General features: G+C 66.2%; 19 protein-coding genes and 1 pseudogene. 9 read left to right on the top strand and 11 right to left on the bottom strand.

What is annotated here, in order from left to right; translation table 11 throughout:
* Positions 1-9 precede the first annotated feature (9 nt).
* Complete coding sequence (locus tag ACE3RQ_RS12875) at positions 10-165, bottom strand: hypothetical protein (RefSeq protein WP_374522433.1); 156 nt, start codon at positions 163-165, stop codon at positions 10-12.
* Here ACE3RQ_RS12875 and ACE3RQ_RS12870 point away from each other — a divergent pair.
* A pseudogene (locus tag ACE3RQ_RS12870) lies at positions 146-376 on the top strand (lytic murein transglycosylase B); the annotation flags it as partial. The gene ACE3RQ_RS12875 and the pseudogene ACE3RQ_RS12870 overlap by 20 nt on opposite strands.
* On the opposite strand, the gene ACE3RQ_RS12865 reads toward ACE3RQ_RS12870, so the two are convergent.
* The 5 genes from ACE3RQ_RS12865 to ACE3RQ_RS12845 all read right to left on the bottom strand — a co-directional run bounded on the left by ACE3RQ_RS12865 (position 366) and on the right by ACE3RQ_RS12845 (position 8374).
* Positions 366-2489 carry a hypothetical protein gene (locus tag ACE3RQ_RS12865; protein WP_374522417.1) on the bottom strand — a complete coding sequence of 708 codons (2124 nt, stop codon included), beginning with the start codon at positions 2487-2489 and terminating at the stop codon, positions 366-368. The pseudogene ACE3RQ_RS12870 and the gene ACE3RQ_RS12865 overlap by 11 nt on opposite strands.
* A 100-nt stretch (positions 2490-2589) precedes the next feature.
* Entirely contained in the window at positions 2590-3408 is an 819-nt protein-coding gene (locus tag ACE3RQ_RS12860) for a transglutaminase domain-containing protein (protein ID WP_374522416.1), read from the bottom strand.
* A 99-nt stretch (positions 3409-3507) separates the two neighbouring features.
* The gene (locus ACE3RQ_RS12855; protein ID WP_374522415.1) at positions 3508-4467 is read right to left on the bottom strand and encodes an alpha-E domain-containing protein; all 960 of its coding nucleotides are present in this window, start codon (positions 4465-4467) and stop codon (positions 3508-3510) included.
* Positions 4468-4523: 56 nt separating this feature from the next.
* A complete protein-coding gene (locus ACE3RQ_RS12850; protein WP_374522414.1) occupies positions 4524-5963 on the bottom strand; it encodes a circularly permuted type 2 ATP-grasp protein in 1440 nt (479 codons plus the stop codon).
* The gene (locus tag ACE3RQ_RS12845) at positions 5960-8374 is read right to left on the bottom strand and encodes a DNA internalization-related competence protein ComEC/Rec2 (protein WP_374522413.1); all 2415 of its coding nucleotides are present in this window, start codon (positions 8372-8374) and stop codon (positions 5960-5962) included. Before ACE3RQ_RS12845 ends, ACE3RQ_RS12850 begins: the two co-directional genes overlap by 4 nt.
* Before the next feature lie 230 nt (positions 8375-8604).
* On the opposite strand from ACE3RQ_RS12845, the gene ACE3RQ_RS12840 reads away from it, so the two are divergent.
* The gene (locus tag ACE3RQ_RS12840; protein WP_374522411.1) at positions 8605-9072 is read left to right on the top strand and encodes a RidA family protein; all 468 of its coding nucleotides are present in this window, start codon (positions 8605-8607) and stop codon (positions 9070-9072) included.
* Positions 9073-9165: 93 nt separating this feature from the next.
* Positions 9166-9834 (top strand): CsgG/HfaB family protein, encoded by a 669-nt coding sequence (locus ACE3RQ_RS12835; protein ID WP_374522410.1) that lies wholly within the window; start codon positions 9166-9168, stop codon positions 9832-9834.
* Between the two features lie 92 nt (positions 9835-9926).
* Here ACE3RQ_RS12835 and parC read toward each other — a convergent pair whose 3' ends face one another.
* Positions 9927-12242, bottom strand: coding sequence for a DNA topoisomerase IV subunit A (gene parC, locus ACE3RQ_RS12830; protein WP_374522409.1), 2316 nt, complete (start codon positions 12240-12242; stop codon positions 9927-9929).
* 128 nt (positions 12243-12370) lie between these two features.
* Positions 12371-14341 (bottom strand): DNA topoisomerase IV subunit B, encoded by a 1971-nt coding sequence (locus ACE3RQ_RS12825; protein ID WP_374522408.1) that lies wholly within the window; start codon positions 14339-14341, stop codon positions 12371-12373.
* 101 nt (positions 14342-14442) lie between these two features.
* Here ACE3RQ_RS12825 and ACE3RQ_RS12820 point away from each other — a divergent pair, with 101 nt between their 5' ends.
* The 5 genes from ACE3RQ_RS12820 (at position 14443) to bamC (ending at position 18479) form a co-directional block, all read left to right on the top strand.
* The gene (locus ACE3RQ_RS12820) at positions 14443-15681 is read left to right on the top strand and encodes an MFS transporter (protein WP_374522407.1); all 1239 of its coding nucleotides are present in this window, start codon (positions 14443-14445) and stop codon (positions 15679-15681) included.
* Positions 15678-15806, top strand: a complete 129-nt coding sequence (locus ACE3RQ_RS12815; RefSeq protein ID WP_374522406.1) for a hypothetical protein — start codon at positions 15678-15680, stop codon at positions 15804-15806. Before ACE3RQ_RS12820 ends, ACE3RQ_RS12815 begins: the two co-directional genes overlap by 4 nt.
* Complete coding sequence (locus ACE3RQ_RS12810) at positions 15806-16360, top strand: class I SAM-dependent methyltransferase (protein ID WP_374522405.1); 555 nt, start codon at positions 15806-15808, stop codon at positions 16358-16360. The genes ACE3RQ_RS12815 and ACE3RQ_RS12810 overlap by 1 nt, the downstream gene beginning before the upstream one ends.
* Before the next feature lie 73 nt (positions 16361-16433).
* Positions 16434-17327, top strand: a complete 894-nt coding sequence (gene dapA, locus ACE3RQ_RS12805) for a 4-hydroxy-tetrahydrodipicolinate synthase (protein ID WP_374522404.1) — start codon at positions 16434-16436, stop codon at positions 17325-17327.
* Between the two features lie 36 nt (positions 17328-17363).
* A complete protein-coding gene (bamC, locus tag ACE3RQ_RS12800; protein ID WP_374522403.1) occupies positions 17364-18479 on the top strand; it encodes an outer membrane protein assembly factor BamC in 1116 nt (371 codons plus the stop codon).
* A 96-nt stretch (positions 18480-18575) separates the two neighbouring features.
* Here bamC and ACE3RQ_RS12795 read toward each other — a convergent pair whose 3' ends face one another.
* The 3 genes from ACE3RQ_RS12795 to ACE3RQ_RS12785 all read right to left on the bottom strand — a co-directional run bounded on the left by ACE3RQ_RS12795 (position 18576) and on the right by ACE3RQ_RS12785 (position 20757).
* Positions 18576-18902: a hypothetical protein gene (locus ACE3RQ_RS12795; protein ID WP_374522402.1), complete on the bottom strand. Its 327-nt coding sequence runs from the start codon at positions 18900-18902 to the stop codon at positions 18576-18578.
* 161 nt (positions 18903-19063) lie between these two features.
* On the bottom strand, positions 19064-19588 hold the full coding sequence (locus ACE3RQ_RS12790) for a hypothetical protein (protein ID WP_374522401.1): 525 nt from the start codon (positions 19586-19588) through the stop codon (positions 19064-19066).
* An 11-nt stretch (positions 19589-19599) separates the two neighbouring features.
* A complete protein-coding gene (locus ACE3RQ_RS12785; protein ID WP_374522400.1) occupies positions 19600-20757 on the bottom strand; it encodes a JmjC domain-containing protein in 1158 nt (385 codons plus the stop codon).
* A gap of 26 nt (positions 20758-20783) precedes the next feature.
* Here ACE3RQ_RS12785 and ACE3RQ_RS12780 point away from each other — a divergent pair, with 26 nt between their 5' ends.
* A complete protein-coding gene (locus ACE3RQ_RS12780; protein WP_374522399.1) occupies positions 20784-21317 on the top strand; it encodes a peptidylprolyl isomerase in 534 nt (177 codons plus the stop codon).
* Positions 21318-21319: the final 2 nt, after the last annotated feature.

Genomic DNA, 21319 nt, shown 5'->3' with positions numbered 1-21319 from the left:
CAGGCCGTCTTACCCCCGGTGCATGTTCCAGTACTCGATGGCGGGCTCGGTCTCCAGCTTCTGGATGAAATGGCAGTGCCAGTGCAGCCGGCTCAGGAACAAGGCCAGCCCGGTGTCGAGCATGCGCTCGCGCGTGGCCTGCACCACCTTCAGCGCCGCCCGCATGCAGGCCCTGGGTGCCGGACTGGAGGGCGCAGCGGCCGAACATGCCGGTCCGCTGGCGCTGGTGGAACTGCAGAACGGTAGCGCCCCGCCCTCTTATGTGGCGGGCACCGAAAACTTCTATGAGGTGACCCGCTACAACTGGAGCAGCTACTACGCCGCCATGGCGGTGATCGAGCTGGACGAGGCGGTGCGGGCGCGCCTCAGCCAGTGAGCAGCTCGTTGCAAATAAAAGATTGAATGGCGGCTGGGTCGAAATACGCAATGGGATCACGCGCCGCCAGCACCATGGCCTGTTTGGTCGCGTCGCGTCTCAGGTAAGAATGGCAACAGGCCTGAAGCCACAACTCACCCAGCTGCTCGTCATTCCGGGCAGCGTGTATGTCCTGCGCAATGTCAGCCAAACCCAGCCAGTAGGCCACATCGGAACGAGCCCAATCCTGATCGGTGGAGCCGATCACCTTACCCGCTGCTTCCAGGTCACGAATCTTGGCCTTGACCGCAGCCAGGCGCGCGCAAGCGAACTGAAATTCATTGGGCATCACCAATCCGTGCAAGCATTGTTGCCAATCGGCATCGCTCAAACCCGCTATGGCCTCGGCCATCTCGCTGTCCACCAACGGCGGCATGTAGGGTAACCAGATCATGTTGGTGCCTGAAGGTGGAGGCACTTCTGGCACAGCGGGAAAGGACAAATCGTTATCGATGGCGCTGACCTGTGCGCGACCATCGTCAGCCCAGGCCACCAAGTAGTTCATCGGGTTTCGGTCGACCTGCCCCGTGAGGTGATCAAGCCATTGCAGCCGAATCATCTGGCGGCGCAACGAGGGCGAGTCAAAGTCTTGACACACCCACACGGTCTCACGGCGTTTTGTTCGCAGGCGATCGCCTTGTCGGTCAACCACGCAGCGCCCGTCAGGGTCGTACACACAGTCGAGCAGGTATTGATCAAAGACCAGGCAGTCATCCAGCTGGTCACTCCACTCAACTGAACAGAATCGAAACTGTCGGCTGAGTCTTAACAAGGCACCATCGCACGCCTTGAGCGCCACCGCCGTCTGGGTATTAAGCGGCAAGTTCAGAGGCCCTTTGCTGCTGGGCGCTCTGCCATCTGCCATGGCCATGGCAGTGCCCAATCGCCCCTTGTGCACGGCCCATTCTGTCTTGGGCACCAGGCCAAGGCCGAGGCGCTTGGATACTTGGTAGGTAGCCACGCTGCGTCCTGCGCAGTGTGATGGAGTCCCGCCCCGAGCATCATTGCAGGTAATCCCAATCAAATCAGATGCCACAGAACCTGCCGTAGGGTCTTCAGGTTTCCACACCATTACCAGCAACTCGGGGTCGCCCTGGTAAACGAGGCGGAAGACGCTGGTCATGCCGCCCTTAGACCAGGGACCATCGGGATGCTCATGCAGGTAACGGTCATTGAGTCGCCCCGGCAGGCGTGAGGCTGACAGTGCCCATTGGGCATTTCGAAACGCCACGGCTTCATCGGCGTCCAGCCCGTACTGAGCCGCGAGCAAGACATCGGCATCGTCCAGTGGGCTTCGCAAGAGATTGGCCATATCAACCGCGTGCACCTGGATTGCGCCAAGCCGCTGCCGATTCACCCAGGGCATGACCATGGCGTAGAGGTCGGAGTCCCACGCCACCAACTGAAGCAGTCTTTCGCGCAAATCCTGCGCCTCGCGCGATGCAGGCGAGAAGCACTCCAGAGAGGCCCCTACTGCCAGAACGCCAGCCTGCATTTGAGCCACTTGGTCTGCAAGGGCGTCAAGACTGATTGGCGATCGGATACCCACAATCCGATCCCATTGCTGACGCAGTTGAAGCAATCCTCGCAGGGCCCTGACAACTGCCACACGGCAGGCCGAGTCGGTGGCGCCACTGGAGACTTTGTCCTTGCCTCGGGGGCTGAACGTCGACAGGCGCTGAATGATCCTGCTGCTGCGTGACCGCTGTGACGTTGTCGACAAGCCATCAAGGCCCAGTGCAAGAATCTCATGCCCGAGAAAGTGCGGGACCTTGCATGGTATCGACAACCTGTCTGCCATGGACGCACTTCGACTGCCCAGCTGCAAATGGGTGTAGCGACGCTCTCGATGGCGAGGTGATGCAAAACCGCGTGCCACATCAGCGCTTCGAAGAGGCGAAGGTTCACTTGGCTCAACGGTTGCACCAGACCACTCGGCGAACTCTTCGGGGCTCAGCAACACCATGGCCAACTGGCGAAGGTTGAGATCGAGCAGCGATAACCGACGGCGAGCCAGCGCACGCGCATTGGCAATATCGGTCAGATGAAGCAGGGGAACGGTCTTGTCTTCCATGGCGACGCAGGAGAATCAGCGGACCGAAGGGCCCGACAACTCACTGCGTGACCACCAAGACATCCGCGATGCCGCTCAGGCACGGCCCCCCGCGGCGTCACTAGGCAATGGGGACTGGGTCGATCTGCACTCTCACGTCCATCGTCTCTTGGCCCCCGCCTCTGCGCATGCCCTTGATGGGCAAGCAGGCAGCGTAGTCGGTCGCTGCGGCCAAGCGCACGTGTCGCCGGTCGGTGGGGCAGGCATGGGTCACGTCCACGCTGAGCCACCGCGAACGCCCCTCGTCCACACACACATCCACCCAGGCGTGGCTGGCCAGTTCAGGCTCGTTCTGGGCGAAAAAATAGCCACTGACGTAACGCGCTGGCCACCCCAGTCCGCGACACAGAGCAGTCATCACATGAGCCTGGTCCTGGCAAACACCCAGCCCCCAGTCGAAAGCCTCCAGGGCAGTGGTCTCCACCCCGGTGTTGCCGGGACGGTAGCGCACTCGCTGGGCCACGGCCTCTGCCAGGGCCAGGACGTTCGGCACGGTGGGCGCCTGAGCCTTGGCGCCCAGGCTTTCCCGAGCCCAGGCACTCATGCGGGGATGGGGTTCGGCCAGGGCTGATGAACGGCGGTAGAAAGCTGGCGGCAGCCCCCCGGCGTCGTCGAACTCGGCCACGCCGGTGGGCTCCACCCGGCCCTGGGCCATCACCGACATCTGTGTCAACCCATCGGGCGCACGAACGCTAAGGCTGAAGCTGTGCTCTCGATTTCCCTGGGTGGCGGGCAACTCGATCAAGCGGCCCGGCACCCGAATGGCCCAGTCGACCACGCGCTGGCATGGACCGCTACTGGGCCAGAGATGCAGGACCTGCACCGAGTAGAGCAGTGGCTCGGTGTAGCCATAACGGGTCGTGTGACGAATGGAAAGCATGCGAGGTTCGGGGCGATCGGGCAAGGACTGGAAAGAACCTCTCGGTTTACCGCGACAGAGCGGTCACCTATCGGCCATCGCCCTTGAAGTGTGAGGCCATCAATGCGTTGGCACCAGAAAATCCTGGCTGATGCGACCGCCAAGTTCGTTCACTCGGTCAAGAAATTGGGTGAGGTAGGCGTGCAGGCCGGTGGAGAGAATCTCGTCGATGCGACCGAAGCGCAGCTCGGCTTGCAGCTTGCCGGCGCGACGCAGGGTTTCATCACTAAGGTCGTTGGCCACAACGTTGAGGTTGTTCACCACCTCGTTGAGGCTGGCCGCCAAGCTTCGCGGCATGTCGGCGCGCAAGATTAGCAGTTCAGCCACTCTCTCGGGCGAGATCACGTCGCGGTAGACCTTGCGGTACACCTCGAAGCCCGAGACCGAGCGCAGGATCGCGCTCCAGTGGTAGAAGTCGTACTCTTGGTCAAGCTCGCTGGCGGCGCCGAAGAAGTCGCTCTGCACAGCGTGGAACTTCACGTCCAGCAGTCGGGCGGTGTTGTCGGCCCGCTCCAGGAAGGTGCCCATGCGGTAGAAGTGAAACGCCTCGTCCTGCAGCATGGTGCCGATGGCCACGCCACGAGAGAGGTGCGAGCGGTGCTTGACCCACTCGAAGAAGGCACCGGGGTCACGCTCGAAATCTTGCGTCTTGAGGTAGCTGGCCAGCTTGAGCCAGGTGGCGTTCTGCGTTTCCCACACCTCGGTGGTGAGCGCACCGCGCACCGCACGGGCGTTCTCGCGGGCGGCGCGCAGGCAGGCCACGATGCTGGACGGGTTGGACTCGTCGCGCACCATGAAATCCATGACGTTGCGCGGCGTGATGGCCTGCCCGTATTTGGCGGTGTAGGCGGGCAGCAGCTCGCTGATCGACAACAGCCCTTCCCACCCCACCTGCGCCACGGCGGCCGATTGCGGCAGCAGCGAGGTCTGGTAGTTCACATCCAGCATGCGGGCGGTGTTCTCGGCCCGCTCGGTGTAGCGGGACATCCAGAAAAGGTGATCTGCGGTACGTGAAAGCATGGGTGCACTCCGGTTTCCGTTTGCCCTGAGCCAGTCAAAGGGCCATGTGTGGGGATTCAGGCTTCCAGAATCCAGGTGTCTTTGGTGCCGCCGCCTTGCGACGAATTCACCACCAACGAGCCCTCCTTGAGGGCCACGCGCGTGAGGCCACCGGGCACCATCTGCACCTCTTTGCCCGAGAGCACGAAGGGGCGCAGGTCGATGTGGCGTGGCGCGATGCCGCTTTCCACATAGGTAGGGCAGGTGGAGAGCGACAAGGTGGGCTGGGCGATGTAACCCGAGGGGTTGGCCAGCACGGCGTGGCGGAAGGCCTCGATCTCGGCCTGGGTGGACGCCGGGCCGACCAGCATTCCGTAGCCACCGGCGCCGTGCACCTCTTTCACCACCAGTTCGGGCAGATGCGCCAGGATGTACTTGAGGTCTTCCGGATCGCGCCCCATGAAAGTGGGCACGTTGTTGAGGATGGGCTTCTGGCCCAGGTAGAACTCGATCATCTTGGGCACGTAGGGGTAGATCGACTTGTCGTCGGCCACCCCGGTGCCCACCGCGTTGCAGATGGCCACGTTGCCGCTGCGGTACACGCCCAGCAAGCCCGCGCAGCCCAGGGTGGAGGTGGGCCGGAACACCAGCGGATCGAGGAAGTCATCGTCCACGCGGCGGTAGATCACGTCCACCCGCTTCGGCCCGCGCGTGGTGCGCATGTAGACGAAGTTGTCCTTGACGAACAGGTCTTGCCCCTCAACGAGTTCCACGCCCATTTGCTGCGCCAGGAAGGCGTGCTCGAAGTAGGCGCTGTTGTACATGCCGGGCGTGAGCACCACCACCGTGGGCTCGGCCGTGGTGGCGGGGCTGACGGCGCGCAGGGTCTCCAGCAGCAGGTCGGGGTAATGCGCCACGGGCGCCACGCGGTTGGTCTCGAACAGGTCGGGGAAGAGCCGCATCATCATCTTGCGGTCTTCGAGCATGTAGCTCACGCCACTGGGCACGCGCAGGTTGTCTTCGAGCACGTAGTACTCGCCCTGGCCCTGGGCGTTGGGGGCGCGCACGATGTCGATGCCGGCGATGTGCGAATAAATCTGGTTCGGCACGTCCACGCCCATCATCTCGGGGCGGAACTGCGCGTTCTGGAAGATTTGGTCGGCCGGGATGATGCCGGCCTTGATGATTTCCTGATCGTGGTAGACGTCGTAAACGAAGCGGTTGAGCGCGCTCACCCGCTGCACCAGGCCCTCTTCCATGCTGTGCCACTCATGGGCCGGAATGATGCGGGGGATCAGGTCAAAGGGAATCAGGCGCTCGGTACCCGCGCCGTCTTCGTCTTTGTCGCCGTACACCGCGAAGGTGATGCCCACGCGGCGGAAAATCATTTCGGCCTCTTCTCGCTTGGCCGCCATCAGCTCGGGCGGTTGCTGGGCAAGCCAGCGGGCGTAGTTCTCGTAGTGGGCCCGCACCTCGGTGGGCGAGGCGTTCATTTCGTCAAACATCGGTCGGCTCATGGGCTGGGTTCTCCTGCTTCCAGCATAGCAAGAGCCGGGCCACCCCTACCCACCAAGCCCCGACCAGGGGCGTTCCAGTAGCGTCGAAGGCGCAAGCGGTCGCAGTCGATGACCTCGGGGCGATCGCTGCGCCAGCGGGCGGCGCCGCAATCGGGCGTGTTCACCCAGCGAATGCCGCGTTCGCTGTAGCGCTGCAGCACCACCGGCGCCGGGTGCCCGAAGCGGTTGAGGTGGCCCGATTGCACGATGGTCAGCGAAGGTTGCAGCACATTGAGCAAGGCCGGGTGCGATGAAGTGCGGCTGCCGTGGTGTGGCGCCACGAGCAGGTCGGCCCGCAAGTCAGGACGGGCCAGCGCCAGCCGCACCTCGCGGTCGGCGTCGAGGTCACCCGACAACCACGCCGCCCGCTCGCCTGCGCTGACGCGAAGCACGCATGACATGGCGTTGGTGGACAGGCGGGCTTGCGCGTGGTCTTGCGCGTAGGGGTGCAGCACCTCAAAACTCACCCCATCCCATTGCCATCGCTGCCCGGCCACACAGCGGCGGGCCGGGTCCTCGTCAAACGACGACCACCACCGCGCTTGCGGCCAGGCGGCGGCCACGGCGGCCGAGCCACCCGCGTGGTCGCTGTCGCGGTGGCTCACCACCACCATGTCCGGCACCTCACCCCTGGCCTGCAGCGCCGGCACCACCACGCGCTCACCCGCATTGCTGGTGGGGCCCCAGCGCGGGCCTGTGTCGTACAGCAGGCTGTGCCCCGCCGTTCGCACCAGCACCGCACTGCCCTGCCCCACGTCAAGGGCCAGCACCTCGAACTGCCCGGGCGCAGGGCGGGGCGGCGACCACAGCAGGGCCGGCAGTGCCAGCAAGACACCCGCCACGCGCCACGACATGGGCCAGCGCATCACCGCCAGCGCAGCCCCGAACACGGCCATCGCCCCCATCGGCCAAGGCACCACCGGCCGAACCAGCTGCGCCATCGGCCATTGGGCCAGGGGAGACAGCGCGGCGAGCAGCACCCCGGCAGCCCAGGCAGCGGCGTCCCAGGCCCAGGGCAACACGGCACCCAGCAGGCTCAAGGGCGTGAGCACCAGCGTCACCCAGGGAATGGCCAGCAAATTGGCCAGCAAGCCCACCACCGATGCTTGGCCAAACAGCAGCAGCGTCAACGGGGCGAGGGCCAGGGTGAGGCGCGACTGCTCGGCCACCATGCGCCCAAGCGCCGCCGGGGCGCGGCGCCAGAGCGCCACCCCTTGAACCATGGCCGGCTGCGGGCTCAGCATCAGCAAGGCCACGGCCACGAAGCTCAACCAAAAGCCCGCCTGCAGCATGGCCCACGGATCGAGCACCACCACCACGCCCAAGACCGCCAACCAGGCCACCGGCCAGGGCCATTGCCGCGCCGAGGCACGCAAGGCCACGGCCACCGCGAGCATGCACACCGTGCGCTGGGCGGGCACGCCCCAACCGGCCAGGCCGGCATACACCACCGCCAGCAGCAGCCCACCCCAGTTGGCCACGCCGGGCGCCGGCCAGCGCAGCAAGAGCGCAGGCCAATGCCGACCTGCGCGCCGCCACCCCCACCCCAGAAGCGCCGTGGCCAGCCAGGCAAAACCCGTGATGTGCAACCCTGAAATGCTCATCAGGTGGGCCACACCCGTGATGCGGAACAGCGTCCAGTCATCGGCGGCAATGGCGTTCTGGTCGCCCACGGCCAGCGCCGCCAGCAAGCCCGCCTCACGCACCGACGGCACGCGGTGCTCAATGCGCTGCACCCACTGCTGCCGCGCCCACTCAATGGGGTGCCAAGGCGTCATGCCCAGGCGCTTCGGCGCGGCACCAGAAGGGCCATCGCGCACTTGCGCCACCGCCAACAGGCCGCGCTCCCACCACCACAACTCGCGGTCAAAACCATGCTGGTTGAACAAGCCGTGGGGCCGGCGCAAGCGCACCGTGAAGGCCCAGCGTTCGCCCGCCACTACACGGCGCTCGGGGGAGAGCGCCCACCAAGAGAGCTGCACCCGGCGGGGCAGTGCCAGTGGCCGCCCCTCGTGTTGGGCCGACTCGAGCACGAACTCGAAGCGCTCGGACTGCTCGTCCAACTGCGGCAGGCTCGCCACGCGGCCCACCACCTGCACATCACGCGCCTGCCAGACCGGGTCCAGGGCGCCGCCTTGGTAGGCCACGGCCCGCGCACCGGTCAGGCCCCACCCCAGCAGCGCACCGGCCATCAGCCACAGCAGCCGGTACCGGCGCGCGCCCGGCAACGCCAAGCAACCGGCACCCAGGCCACAGGCCGCATAGGCCCACGCTGCCCAGAGCTCGACCTGCTGCAACTGGCAAGCGGTGCCCAGCACCACGCCGCCCAGCGCCCACAGTGGGCCCAGCCCGCCCTCAGCCCTCGGCGCCATTGGCAGCCGCCCGGTCAACGCCCTTGCCCCCGGCGCGCGCACGCGCCTGCCCGCCTCTTTTCGCCATTGCGGCCTCCCTGCCCGACTTCTGTGCGCCGCCCACCTCGCAACGCGCCTTGATGTAGTCCATTATCAGTACAGCCATGGAGGCACTTGGCTTGTCGCCAGCCCCCTCACCCACCCGAGCAGGCCCCACCTAGAATGGCCGGCTTGTTTGTCAGGAGACCTTCATGAGCGTTTACACCCGGCTGAGCCAGCTCGGCATAGTTCTGCCGCCGGTGGCGGTGCCCGCTGCCGCCTACGTGCCCTTTGTGCAGTCCGGCCAGCAGATTTTTCTGTCTGGTCACATCGCCAAGCGCGACGGCAAACCCTGGGTTGGCCAACTCGGCCTGACCATGGACACCGCCGAGGGCCAGCAGGCCGCGCGTGCCGTGGCCATTGACCTGATGGGCACGCTGCACGCGGCCTGCCAGGCCAGCGGCAAGACGCTGGATGACGTGAAGCGCATCGTCAAGGTGATGAGCCTGGTCAACAGCACCTCCACCTTCACCGAGCAGCACCTCGTCACCAACGGCTGCAGCGAGCTGCTGGGCCAGGTGTTCGGGCCAGCGGGTGCCCACGCCCGCAGCGCCTTCGGCGTGGCACAGATCCCGATGGGCGCCTGCGTGGAGATCGAGCTGATCGCCGAGGTCAAGTAACCGACCTCCACCACCGGATAGAGGCCAGCGCCTTCCACTTGTTCAATGGTTGCCCTGCGCCGGCATGTCGCCAGCGCTCATAGGAGCCATTTGATGTCATCCAAGTACTGGGCGGTGCTGGCCGCCTGCATGGCGCTGAGCGGCTGCGCCGTCACCGTCGCAGACACCCCATCGCTTTCTCAGGCCGCCAACAAGCGCCAACAAAGCCCCCGCATTCCGGTGTCCGTTGGGGCATTCGATATCAGGTCGCCCATCAAGCGCGCACTCTCCAGTGAGGACCTCGACCGCCTGAGCAAACAATCCCAGCAGCTGCTCCTGGCCCATCTGCGTGGCAACAACCACTTTCAAGTGGCAGACGGCAACTATCTGGGCACCCCTCAACCAAGGCCCCTGCTGTCGGCCGAAGTGGTGTTGAACGCGGAGACCTCCTACGTCATCACCGGCAACATCATCGAGCTTGGTCGACGAGAACTCAAAGACCACTCGCTTTTCAGCCTAATGGGCCAAGGCAACCTCCAGGTCACCTTCGCCAAGGTAGAGCTACAAGTGGTGAACCCTTCCTTCTCCAGGGTGGTGCATTCCGTCCCTGGCGCCGCGGAGCAAACCCATCCCGACTGGAAAAGCACCGGCCTGGGCGATGCCTTCGCCGCGGTAGCACCCCTCAACAACAAAAACGACAACGTGCTCGACCAGGCCATCCGCGATGCGGTGCAAAGGCTGGTGGCCTCCATCGACTCGGGCGCCTGGACCCCGGCGAAATAAGGGGCCGATCCAGCCAGGCGACCTGACACATTGGCGTGAGCGGTGGCCAGGGCGCAAGACAGCCAACGGCGCCCCGTTCTTCCGCCCGGCCCTCACTCCACCCGCGTCACGCGATTGGGTTTGAAGCCCAGATCGGCCGCCTTGCCCTTGCGGCCACGCGCGGCGCGGGCGTTGTTCAGGCTGCGGATTTCCAGCGTCTCATCGCGCTCTTTGCCACCTCGGCCCATGCCCTCGATCTTCACGCTGCGCGTGTAGGCGGCGGCACCGGCCAGCGTGTCCTTGGGCTCCAGGTCCAGCAGCATCAGACCGCGGCCACCCTTGTCCATCTGCTTGAGCTCGCCGATCTCGAAAGTGAGGATGCGCCCGCCGGTAGACGCGCAGCACACGTGCGTGGCGCCAATGGCGTGCGACGGCGCGCAGGGCATTTCGCCCTCGCCCAGGCTGATGAAGGACTTGCCGCCCTTCTGGCGAGAGACCATCGCCTCCACCGTGGCCAGGAAACCATAGCCCCCGCTGCTGGACAGCAGCAACTGCGCCGCCAGCGGGCCAGCGAAATAGTGCAACGGCTGGCTGCCGGCTTCCAGGTCGATCAGCGTGGTGATGGGCTGGCCGTCGCCGCGAGCGCCCGGCAAACTGGCCACCGGCACCGAGTACACCCGGCCGTTGCTGCCAAACACGATAAGCGTGTCCACCGTGCGGCACTCGAAGGTGCCATACAGGCCATCGCCGGCCTTGAAGGCGAAGCTGCCGGGTTCGTGGCCGTGGCCGGTGCGCGCGCGCACCCAGCCTTTGCTGGAGACCACCACCGTCACCGGCTCGTCCACCACCTTGATCTCGGCCACGGCCTTTTTCTCGGCCTGGATGAGGGTGCGGCGCTCGTCGCCGAAGGTCTTGGCGTCGGCCTCGATCTCCTTGACCATGAGCCGCTTGAGGCTGGCCGGGTTGGCCAGGATGTCTTCGAGCTTGCCCTGCTCTTCGCGCAGTTCCTTGAGCTCTTGCTCGATCTTGATGGCCTCCAGGCGGGCCAGCTGGCGCAAGCGGATTTCAAGAATGTCTTCCGCCTGGCGGTCGCTCAGGTTGAAGCGCGCGATCAGCGCGGCCTTGGGCTCGTCGCTGTGGCGGATGATGGCGATCACCTCGTCGATGTTCAGCAGCACCAGCTGCCGGCCTTCGAGGATATGGATGCGGTCCAGCACCTTGTCCAGGCGGTGCTGCGAGCGCCGCGTGATCGTGGTCTGGCGGAAGGCCACCCACTCCTGCAGCATCTGGCGCAGCGACTTCTGCGTGGGCCGGCCGTCGATGCCGATCATGGTGAGGTTGATCGGCGCCGAGGTTTCCAGGCTGGTGTGCGCCAGCAACTGGGTGATGAGTTCCTGCTGCTCGATGCGGCTGCTCTTGGGCTCGAACACCAGGCGCACCGGCGCGTCCTTGCTGGACTCGTCGCGCACGCCGTCGAGCACGGCCAGGATGCTGGCCTTGAGCTGGGTCTGGTCTTGCGTGAGCGCCTTCTTGCCGGCCTTCACCTTGGGGTTGGTGAGCTCCTCGATCTCTTCCAGCACCTTCTGCGAGCTCACGCCGGGCGGCAGCTCGTTCACCACCAATTGCCACTGGCCACGCGCCAGGTCTTCGATCTTCCAGCGCGCGCGCACCTTCAGGCTGCCGCGGCCCGTGCGGTAGGCATCGGCAATGTCGCTTGCCGGGCTGATGATCTGGCCACCACCGGGGTAGTCGGGGCCGGGGATCATGGCGAACAGCTCGTCGTCGGCCAGGCCCGGGTTTTTCACCAGGGCCACGCAGGCCTCGGCCACCTCGCGCAGGTTGTGGCTGGGAATTTCGGTGGCCAGGCCCACCGCGATGCCGCTGGCGCCGTTGAGCAGGTTGAAGGGCAGGCGCGCGGGCAGCTGCTTGGGCTCCAGGGTGGAGCCGTCGTAGTTGGGCACGAAGTCCACCGTGCCCTGGTCGATCTCGTCGAGCAGCAGGCCGGTGATCTTGGCCAGGCGGGCCTCGGTGTAGCGCATGGCCGCCGCGCCGTCGCCGTCGCGCGAGCCAAAGTTGCCCTGGCCGTCGATCAGCGGGTAGCGCTGCGCGAAGTCTTGCGCCATGCGCACCAGCGCGTCATACGCCGCCTGATCGCCGTGCGGGTGAAAACGGCCCAGCACGTCACCCACCACGCGCGCGCTCTTCACCGGGCGCGCGGCGGTGTTGCCGCTGTAGCTCAGGCCCATGCGGTCCATGGCATACAGAATGCGCCGCTGCACCGGCTTCTGGCCGTCGCACACATCGGGCAAGGCACGGCCCTTCACCACCGACAACGCGTACTCAAGGTAGGCGCGCTGGGCGTAGGCCGCGAGGCTGTCGTCGCCGGGCGCTTCGGCGGGCCGCAGGTCAAGTTCTGGGGTGTCGTTCATGTGAAATCAAAAGCCTTTACGAAGCGTTGCCGCGCGAGAGGTGCTTGTGGTCCAGAACATCGCGGAACCGGCTCCGCCGGGCCGCAGATGTTGCCCCTTGGGGGGTGCCGCGCAGCGGCGCGGGGGGGTCAGATATCCACCTCAACCGAGTCACCGTGCAGTTCCATCAGGTCGCGGCGGGCCGCGGCCTCGCCCTTGCCCATGAGTTGGGTCATCAGGGCCTCGGTGCTCGAAAAACCGTGTCCGCCCAGCGTCACCGGCATCAGGCGGCGCGTGTCGGGGTTCAGCGTGGTGTCCCAAAGCTGCTCGGCGCTCATCTCGCCCAGGCCTTTGAAGCGGCTCACCTGGCACTTCTCGCGCGCCACGCCCTCTTTCACGCACTTGTCGAGGATGGCGTTGAGTTCGCCTTCGTCCAGCGCGTACTGCTTGGCGGCGGGCTTCTTGCCCCGGGCCGGGATGTCCACCCGGAACAAGGGCGGGCGCGCCACGTACACATGGCCGGCCTCGATGAGCTTGGGAAAGTGGCGGAAGAACAGGGTGAGCAGCAGCACCTGGATGTGCGAGCCGTCCACGTCGGCGTCGGACAGGATGCACACCTTGCCATAGCGCAGACCGGACAGGTCGGGCGTGTCGTTGGGCCCGTGCGGGTCCACGCCGATGGCCACCGCGATGTCGTGAATCTCGGTGTTGGCGAACAGGCGGTCGCGCTCCACCTCCCAGGTGTTGAGCACCTTGCCGCGCAGCGGCAGCACCGCCTGGCTTTCTTTGTCGCGGCCCATCTTGGCGCTGCCACCGGCCGAGTCGCCCTCCACCAGGAACACCTCGTTGTGGGCGATGTCGCGGCTTTCGCAGTCGGTGAGCTTGCCCGGCAGCACGGCCACGCCGCTGCCCTTGCGCTTCTCCACCTTCTGGCCGGCGCGCTGGCGGGTTTGCGCGGCCTTGATGGCGAGTTCGGCCAGCTTCTTGCCGTATTCCACGTGCTGGTTCAGCCACAGCTCAAGGGCCGGGCGCACGTAGCTGGACACCAGCCGCACCGCGTCGCGCGAGTTCAGGCGCTCTTTGATCTGACCCTGGAACTGCGGGTCCAGCACCTTGGCGGACAGCACATAGCTGGCGCGGGCGAACACGTCTTCGGGCAGCAGCTTCACGCCCTTGGGCAAGAGCGCGTGCAGTTCGATAAAGCCTTTGACGGCCTGGAACAGGCCATCGCGCAAGCCGCTGTCGTGCGTGCCGCCGGCGCTGGTGGGAATGAGGTTCACGTAGCTCTCGCGCACCGGCGAGCCGTCTTCGGTGAAGGCCACGCACCAGGCCGCGCCCTCGCCTTCGGCGAAGCTGTCGTGGCCGCTTTCGGCAAAGCCCTCGCCCTCGAACAGCGGGATCACCGGGTCGGCGCTGAGGGTCTGCTGCAGGTAGTCGCGCAGGCCACCCTTGTAGAGCCAGGTCTGGGTGTCTTTGGTTTTCTCGTTGACCAGCTGCATGGTCACGCCGGGCATGAGCACGGCCTTGCTGCGCAGCAACTGCACCAGCTCGCCCATGGGCAGCGCGGCGGATTCGAAGTACTTGGCGTCGGGCCAGGCGCGCACGGTGGTGCCCTGTTTGCGATCGCCCTCGCCGCGTGGGGCCACGGCCAGCGGCTCGACCACATCACCCGCAGCAAACGCCAGGCGGGCCACCTGGCCTTCGCGGAAGCTGGTCACCTCCAGCCGGGTGGACAAGGCGTTGGTGACACTCACGCCCACGCCGTGCAGGCCGCCCGAGAAGCTGTAGGCGCCGCCCTGGCCTTTGTCGAACTTGCCACCAGCGTGCAGGCGGGTGAACACCAGCTCCACCACCGGGGCGTTTTCTTCCGGGTGCAGACCGAAGGGAATGCCACGGCCGTCGTCTTCCACGCTGACGGAGCCGTCGGTGTGCAGCGTGACCTTGATTTTTTTGCCGTGCCCGGCCAGGGCCTCGTCGGCCGCGTTGTCCAGCACTTCCTGAATGATGTGCAGCGGGTTGTCGGTGCGGGTGTACATGCCCGGACGCTGCTTGACCGGCTCCAGCCCTTTGAGGACGCGAATGGAACCTTCGGAATAGGTCGAGGGGGATTGGCTTGCCATGGCGGCGGATTGTAGCCACGCGAATGTTTAACTACTGTATGCATTCACAGATAGACAAGTCGGCGTCGGCAATACCCTCCGGCCTTGGGTACAGTTCGCGGATGTCTTCTTCTTCCCCCGCCTCCCCCGCTCGCTTGTCAGCCGCCCAGGTGCTGATCTGCGGCGCCCTCATCGTCACCCTGTCCATGGGGGTGCGCCACGGCTTTGGCCTTTGGCTGCAACCCATCACCCAGGCCCAAGGCTGGTCGCGCGAGGCCTTCTCCTTTGCGCTGGCGGTGCAGAACATTTCCTGGGGCCTGTTCGGCATCTTCGCCGGCATGGCCGCCGACCGCTTCGGCGCCTTCCGGGTGCTGGCGGTGTGTTCCGTGCTCTACGCGCTGGGGCTGGGCGGCATGGCCCTGACCACCACCCCCCTGGGCTTTGCCCTGACCACTGGCGTGCTGATTGGCGCCGCCCAGGCCGGCACCACCTATGCCGTGATCTACGGCGTGATCGGGCGCCAGATCCCCGCCGAAAAGCGCTCCTGGGCCATGGGCGTGGCCGCCGCGGCGGGCTCGTTCGGCCAGTTCCTGATGGTGCCGGTGGAGGGCTGGCTGATTGGCCACCTGGGTTGGCAGACCGCCTTGCTGGTGCTTGGCGGCGCCATGCTGATGGTGGTGCCGCTGGCCCTTGGCCTGCGAGAGCCGGGCTTCGCGGGTGCTGGCCAGATCAAGCGCGAACAGACCATCGGGCAGGCTCTTCGAGAAGCCTTCAAATACCGCAGCTTCCAACTGCTGATGGCGGGCTACTTCGTGTGTGGCTTCCAGGTGGTGTTCATTGGCGTGCACATGCCCAGCTACCTCAAAGACAACGGCCTGTCGCCCCAGGTGGCCAGCTACGCACTGGCGCTGATCGGCCTGTTCAATGTGATCGGTACCTACGCCGCGGGCTCACTGGGCCAGCGCATGGCAAAGCGCCACATCCTGGCTTTCATCTACCTGGCTCGCTCGGTGGCCATCACCGTGTTCCTGCTGGTGCCCCTGTCGCCCATGAGCGTGTACGTGTTCTCGGCCGTGATGGGCGTGCTGTGGCTGTCCACCGTGCCACCCACGAACGCGGCGGTGGCGCAGATCTTTGGCGTGGCGCATCTGTCCATGCTGAGCGGCTTCGTCTTCTTCAGCCACCAGATCGGCAGCTTCATGGGCGTGTGGCTGGGCGGACTGCTCTACGACAAGACTGGCAGTTACGACATCGTCTGGTACATCGCCATCGCCCTGGGCGTGTTTGCCTGCCTGGTGAACCTGCCGGTGCGCGAAGCCCCCATCGTGCGTGGGCCGCAGCGCGTGGGAGCCACCGCATGAGCCCCGTGGTGCGCCATGCCGCGGCATGGGGACTGGTGGCCCTGGCGCTGCTGGCCACGCTGATGCTTTACACCCGACCCGATTTCCTGGTGCAGCTCGCCGACCAACTCTGGAGCTGCTTCTGATGCACGGCACCGAAGACCCTTCCGCCTGGGTGCGGCGCTGGTCGCACGTGGTGGCCCCAGGCGCCAGCGTGCTGGACGTGGCCTGTGGCCACGGCCGCCACCTGCGCTGGTTCGCGCAGCGCGGCCACCCGGTCACCGGCGTGGACCGGGACCCGGAAGCCATCGCCGCCGTGGCCGGCCTGGGCCGCGTGGTGCAGGCCGACATCGAGAACGGTCCCTGGCCTTTCGAGGGCGAGCGCTTCGGCGCGGTGGTCGTCACCAACTACCTCTGGCGCGAACTGCTGCCCACCCTGCTGGACAGCGTGGCCGAGGGTGGCGTGCTCATCTATGAGACCTTCGGCATCGACCACGCGCGCATCGGCCGCCCCTCGCGCCCCGCGTTTTTGCTGCAGCCAGGCGAGCTGCTGCGGGTGTGCGCGGGCCTGCAGATCGTGGCCTACGAAGACGGCTTCTGTCGCGGACCTGACCGCTTCGTGCAGCGCGTGGTGGCCCGTCGCGCCACCCCCACCGACAACCCGGACACCGAGAGGCTTCGCCTCGATCTCGCTGAGTAGAATGGCGGATCGCATCTGAGGCGCCCCGCCTCCCAGAGCGAACGCGGCACCGTACCGCATCAAGCTAAACGCTATGGCTATCAAACCCATCACCGGCAGCATCGTGGCCCTGGCCACGCCCCTGCACGAAGACGGCAGCGTGGACTACCCCACCCTGCGCAAGCTCATCGACTGGCACATTGCCGAAGGCACCGACTGCATTGGCGTGGTCGGTACCACGGGCGAATCGCCCACGGTGAGCGTGGAAGAGCACTGCGAGATCATCCGCGTTTCGGTCGAGCAGGCCGCCAAACGCGTGCCCATCATGGCCGGTTGCGGCGCCAACTCCACGCGTGAGGCCATCGAACTCGCCCAGTTCGCCCGCAAGGTCGGCGCCGACTGCCAGTTGCAGGTGGTGCCGTACTACAACAAGCCCACGCAAGAGGGCATCTACCAGCACTTCAAGGCCATCGCCGAAGCCACCGGCGACCTGCCCGTGGTGCTCTACAACGTGCCCGGCCGCACCGTGGCCGACATGTCGGTGGAAACCACCCTGCGCCTGGCCGGCGTGGATGGCATCGTGGGCGTCAAGGAAGCCACCGGCAACATCGAGCGCGCCCAGTGGATCATCCGCGACAAGCCGGCCGACTTCGCCGTGTATTCGGGTGACGATCCCACCGCCGTGGCGCTCATGCTGTGCGGCGGCCAGGGCAACATCAGCGTCACCGCCAACATCGCCCCGCGCGCCATGCACGAACTGTGCGTGGCCGCCCTGGCAGGCGATGTGAAGAAGGCCATGGACATCCAGTTCCGCCTGATGCCGCTGCACAAGCACCTGTTCGTCGAGGCCAACCCCATTCCGCTGAAGTGGGCCATGTCCCGCCTGGGCCTGTGCGGCGAAACCATGCGCCTGCCGCTGACGCCCATGTCGCGCCAGCACGTGCCCACCGTCGAAGCCGCGCTCAAGAGCGCCGGTTTGCTGGCCTGATCACCGCCTCACTGGCACCCACCGCGAGCCCTTTCCATGTCCCTCCGCCCGTACAAAGCCGCCGCCCGCACCCCTCGTCAACTCGCCGGCCTCCTGGCCGTCGCGCTGGCCCTGAGCGGCTGCTCGGTCCTGCAAGAAGACAAGATCGACTACAAGAGCGCCAAGCGTGGCTCGTCGCTGGACGTGCCACCTGACCTCACGCAGCTGTCGCGCGAATCGCGCTACGTGGTGCCTGGTGCGCCGGTCACCGCCAGCGGCTACCAGAATGCACAACCCACCGCCACGGCCGTGGGCACGGCCCCCACCAGCGTGGGCGACGTGCGCATTGAGCGCTTGGGCAACCAGCGCTGGCTGGTGGTCAACCGCCCGGCAGGCGAGCTGTGGGGCCCGGTGCGCGACTTCTGGCAAGAAAACGGCTTCCTCCTTGACGTTGACCAGCAGACCCTGGGCATCATGGAAACCGATTGGGCCGAGAACCGCGCCAAGATTCCGCAGGACATCATTCGCAGCACCATCGGCAAGGTCTTCGACAGCCTGTACTCCACCGGTGAGCGCGACAAGTTCCGCACCCGCCTGGAACGCGGCGCCAATGGCGCCACCGAGATCTACATCAGCCACCGTGGCATGGTCGAGGTCTATTCCACCAAAGACAAAGACCAGACCGTGTGGCAACCCCGCCCGGCCGACCCAGAGCTCGAAACCGAGTTCCTGCGCCGCTTGATGGTGAAGCTGGGCGTGAGCGAAGCCCAGGCCAAGGCCGTGGCTGCCACCGCACCCGCTGCGTCGGCGGCGAAGGTCGCCAAGGTCAACAACCTGCCCGCGCTGCAGTTCACCGACAACTTCGACCGTGCCTGGCGCCGCGTCGGCCTTTCGCTGGACCGCAGCGGCTTCACCGTGGAAGACCGCAACCGCAGCGAAGGCGTTTACTTCGTGCGCTATGTGGCCCAGCTCAAGAACGTGGAAAAGCCCGGCTTCTTCAGCCGCATGTTCGGCGCCACCACGCCCGAGCCCAAGCCCGAGCGTTACCGCGTGGTCGTGAAGAGCGATGCGTCCGACCTCACCACCGTGTCGGTGCTCAACGCCAACGGTCAGCCCGACACGTCTGAAAACGCCCAGCGCATCGTGGACCTGCTGGCCGCCGACATGCGCTGAGGCCCAGCCATTTGGCCCAAGAAGAAGCCGCTCCTCGGAGCGGCTTCTTCATTGGTACTTGCCCTGCAGGGCGCAGAGCAAGAGCCGTGGCCAGGCTTATTGCTTGGGCTTGACCGCGTCTTGCGCGGCTTCCTTGGTGGCCTCGGCGGCCTTCTTGGCGGCCTCGGCCGTGGCGGCTGCGGCATCCTTGGCCGCATCCACGGTGGCCGTACCGGCCTCCTTGGCGGCGTCAACCGCCAGCGAGCCCGCCTGCTTGGCGGTGTCGGCAGCGCCGCTAAGGCTCGGGGCGCTGGCTGATGTCTCGGCGGGAGCGGCCGCAGGCGCCGCGGCTGGCGCCACGGGCGGGGGCGTCTCTTCCTTCTGGCCGCACGCCGCCAGTGCGGTGACCGCGCACACCACGGCCAACCATTGCATCTTGTTCATTGGGAATCTCCTTCTTCTTGATGGGCCGGCCCTCCTCCTGCGTGGCGCCTCCGAAGGAAGCCCTCACGGCCCGCGCGGACCTGACCACGAGCGCGGAGCTCAGGAGATGATAGGCCGGCCAGGCGATCGGCGGTCGCGGCGTTGCACCCTGTTTCGATTGCTCACAATCCCATTGTGGTCACGGGGAAACCGGGCGTGCCGCGTCGCCACCAGCCCATCAGGCGCTCGTTCAGCGCCACCCGGCGGTCTGCCGCCGTGGTGGCCACAGCGGTGAAGTGCACGGGGTCAAGGCATTCCAGTGTCCAGGTGGGCGTCCACATCGCGGTGGGCAGCTCGTGGTCTGGTGCGTGCGGGCACACGTGCGCCTCCACTAGGTGCCCCCAGGTGGTTCGCCAGCGCAGAAATCGAGGATGGGCCTCGCGCAGGCGAGCGAAGTCGGCCGCCAGCAGGCGCAGCGTGCGCCCTCGTCGGGCCCAGCCATCAAGTGCCTCCACCACACCGCGCTCGCCCAACGGCCAATCCAGAAAGTCGGGATCGCTCAACACCAGTTGCGACCAGCCCTGTGCCTCGGCCGAGGCCAGAGCTGACCGCACCGCGTCCTGAAACGCCACCCGCCCTTCCAGTCGCCCTTCCGGCAAACCGCTGGGTGGCAAGGGCGAGACGTCGGGTTGGGTGGTGTCGTTCATGGCAGCCCCATTCAAATGGCGTTGGCGGTGTGGTCCAGGTGAAGCCAACCGGCGTCGAACCAGTCTTGCAGCAGGGCGCGCGCGTCTTCGCTGGCCCGCTGCACAAGCTTGGCGGGCAAGCGGCGGTGGTCGGCCAGTTCCCGCATCAGGCGGGCGTCGGCACCAGCGGCCCGGAAGCTTTCACCATTGATGAAAATGTGCCGCGCGTCGTAGAGCATGCGGGTGCGGCGATCCAGCACCAAGGCGGCTTCGCGCCAGTCTCCTGACGGCGCATCGAACCAAGTGGCGGGCTTGGGTTCGGTGAGCACCTCACCCAATGCGCAAGCCATGCCCTGCTCGTCGGCGGCCAGGCGCAGCAAAGCCTCTCGGGCAAAAGCGTGCAAGCCTGCTGGCACCTCGGCGGGTCGATCCGTGGCCTCTTGGCCAGGGTCGCGATAGAGCACGGGGTCGTCCACCTCGTCGGCCATGCGCTGCAGCAATTCGCCGGCCAGGCCGCCACGCTGGGGCGAGCGAAAGCCGATGGAATAGGTCATGCAATCAGCCCCTTCCGCATCGCCATCGTGAGCCCAGCGCGGGGGCAGGTAAAGCATGTCGCCGGCTTCCAGCACGTGCTCTTCCTCGGGCTCGAAATGGCTCAGAATCTTCAGCGGCACGTCCGGTTGCAGGCTCAGGTCTTTCTGGCGGCCGATGCGCCAACGACGGCGACCGCTGGCCTGCAGCAGGAACACGTCGTAGCTGTCGAAATGGGGACCCACGCCACCACCATCGCTGGCCCAAGAGATCATCAGGTCGTCCAGGCGCGCGTCAGGCACGAAACGGAAGCGCTGCATCAGTTCATGCACGACGGGCACGTGCAGGTCAACACCTTGCACCAGCAGCGTCCAGCGCGGCTGTTTGACCGGCGGCAGGGCACGCCGCGGAAATGGCCCATGGCGCAACTTCCAGCCCTGTGTGCCGTGCACGATCAAACGGGACTCGACTCCCTCGCGTGCGGCCAGGTCAAACAGCTCGCTTCGGTTCAGCAACGGTTGGAAGCCCGGTATGGCCTGCCGAATCAACAGCGGTTTCTTTTGCCAGTGGCGGCGCATGAAGCGCGCCGGGCTCAAGCCGCCAAGAAGGTCGAGGGCTTGGTCGGGATGGGGGAGACGGTGGTCAGGGGCAGTGCTCATGGGACAATTGTCGGATGAAAAGTCTCATGCCCATCTCCGAACAGTGTGTCGTGGCCCTGACCTGGACACTCAAAGACACCTTGGGTGAAGTGCTCGACGAACTGGACGAGCCGATCGAATTTCTCGTGGGCGGCAAAGACCTGCTGGCCAAGATCGAAGAGGCCCTGCAAGGGCATGTGGCAGGCGACTCCATTGACCTGCACCTGGAGCCCCAGGACGCCTTCGGCGATTACGACGATCGCCTGCTCTTCCTGGAGCCGCGCGACCGCTTCCCGGCCGACATCGAAGAGGGCATGGGCTTCGAGGGCCTGCCCGACGGCTGCAACCCCGCTGCCCCCCGCGATCGCCTCTACTTCGTGAGCGACATTTACCCCGACCACGTGGTGCTCGACGGCAACCACCCCCTGGCCGGCATCGCCCTGCGGGTGCGCCTGAAAGTGCACGCCGTGCGCGAGGCCGCAGAGGAAGAAATCGGGCGCGGCACGCTGGGCACGGGCTTCTTCCGCATGGAAGTCACCCCACCGGACGACGCGCCGCCCGCATCGCCCACCCTGCACTGAGG

Origin of the sequence: Hydrogenophaga sp. (assembly GCF_041913525.1) — a bacterium.
GTDB lineage: Bacteria > Pseudomonadota > Gammaproteobacteria > Burkholderiales > Burkholderiaceae_C > Hydrogenophaga.
Note: the sequence above shows the minus strand (reverse complement) of the source record. Positions and strands in the feature narration are given on the sequence as shown.

Excerpts from the sequence above, each read along its gene's own strand:
- ACE3RQ_RS12875 (WP_374522433.1), bottom strand. The coding sequence starts at position 165 with ATGCGGGCGGCGCTGAAGGTGGTGCAGGCCACGCGCGAGCGCATGCTC.
- ACE3RQ_RS12865 (WP_374522417.1), bottom strand. The coding sequence starts at position 2,489 with ATGGAAGACAAGACCGTTCCCCTGCTTCATCTGACCGATATTGCCAAT.
- ACE3RQ_RS12860 (WP_374522416.1), bottom strand. The coding sequence starts at position 3,408 with ATGCTTTCCATTCGTCACACGACCCGTTATGGCTACACCGAGCCACTG.
- ACE3RQ_RS12855 (WP_374522415.1), bottom strand. The coding sequence starts at position 4,467 with ATGCTTTCACGTACCGCAGATCACCTTTTCTGGATGTCCCGCTACACC.
- ACE3RQ_RS12850 (WP_374522414.1), bottom strand. The coding sequence starts at position 5,963 with ATGAGCCGACCGATGTTTGACGAAATGAACGCCTCGCCCACCGAGGTG.
- ACE3RQ_RS12845 (WP_374522413.1), bottom strand. The coding sequence starts at position 8,374 with ATGGCGCCGAGGGCTGAGGGCGGGCTGGGCCCACTGTGGGCGCTGGGC.
- ACE3RQ_RS12840 (WP_374522411.1), top strand. The coding sequence starts at position 8,605 with ATGAGCGTTTACACCCGGCTGAGCCAGCTCGGCATAGTTCTGCCGCCG.
- ACE3RQ_RS12835 (WP_374522410.1), top strand. The coding sequence starts at position 9,166 with ATGTCATCCAAGTACTGGGCGGTGCTGGCCGCCTGCATGGCGCTGAGC.
- parC (WP_374522409.1), bottom strand. The coding sequence starts at position 12,242 with ATGAACGACACCCCAGAACTTGACCTGCGGCCCGCCGAAGCGCCCGGC.
- ACE3RQ_RS12825 (WP_374522408.1), bottom strand. The coding sequence starts at position 14,341 with ATGGCAAGCCAATCCCCCTCGACCTATTCCGAAGGTTCCATTCGCGTC.
- ACE3RQ_RS12820 (WP_374522407.1), top strand. The coding sequence starts at position 14,443 with ATGTCTTCTTCTTCCCCCGCCTCCCCCGCTCGCTTGTCAGCCGCCCAG.
- ACE3RQ_RS12815 (WP_374522406.1), top strand. The coding sequence starts at position 15,678 with ATGAGCCCCGTGGTGCGCCATGCCGCGGCATGGGGACTGGTGGCCCTG.
- ACE3RQ_RS12810 (WP_374522405.1), top strand. The coding sequence starts at position 15,806 with ATGCACGGCACCGAAGACCCTTCCGCCTGGGTGCGGCGCTGGTCGCAC.
- dapA (WP_374522404.1), top strand. The coding sequence starts at position 16,434 with ATGGCTATCAAACCCATCACCGGCAGCATCGTGGCCCTGGCCACGCCC.
- bamC (WP_374522403.1), top strand. The coding sequence starts at position 17,364 with ATGTCCCTCCGCCCGTACAAAGCCGCCGCCCGCACCCCTCGTCAACTC.
- ACE3RQ_RS12795 (WP_374522402.1), bottom strand. The coding sequence starts at position 18,902 with ATGAACAAGATGCAATGGTTGGCCGTGGTGTGCGCGGTCACCGCACTG.
- ACE3RQ_RS12790 (WP_374522401.1), bottom strand. The coding sequence starts at position 19,588 with ATGAACGACACCACCCAACCCGACGTCTCGCCCTTGCCACCCAGCGGT.
- ACE3RQ_RS12785 (WP_374522400.1), bottom strand. The coding sequence starts at position 20,757 with ATGAGCACTGCCCCTGACCACCGTCTCCCCCATCCCGACCAAGCCCTC.
- ACE3RQ_RS12780 (WP_374522399.1), top strand. The coding sequence starts at position 20,784 with ATGCCCATCTCCGAACAGTGTGTCGTGGCCCTGACCTGGACACTCAAA.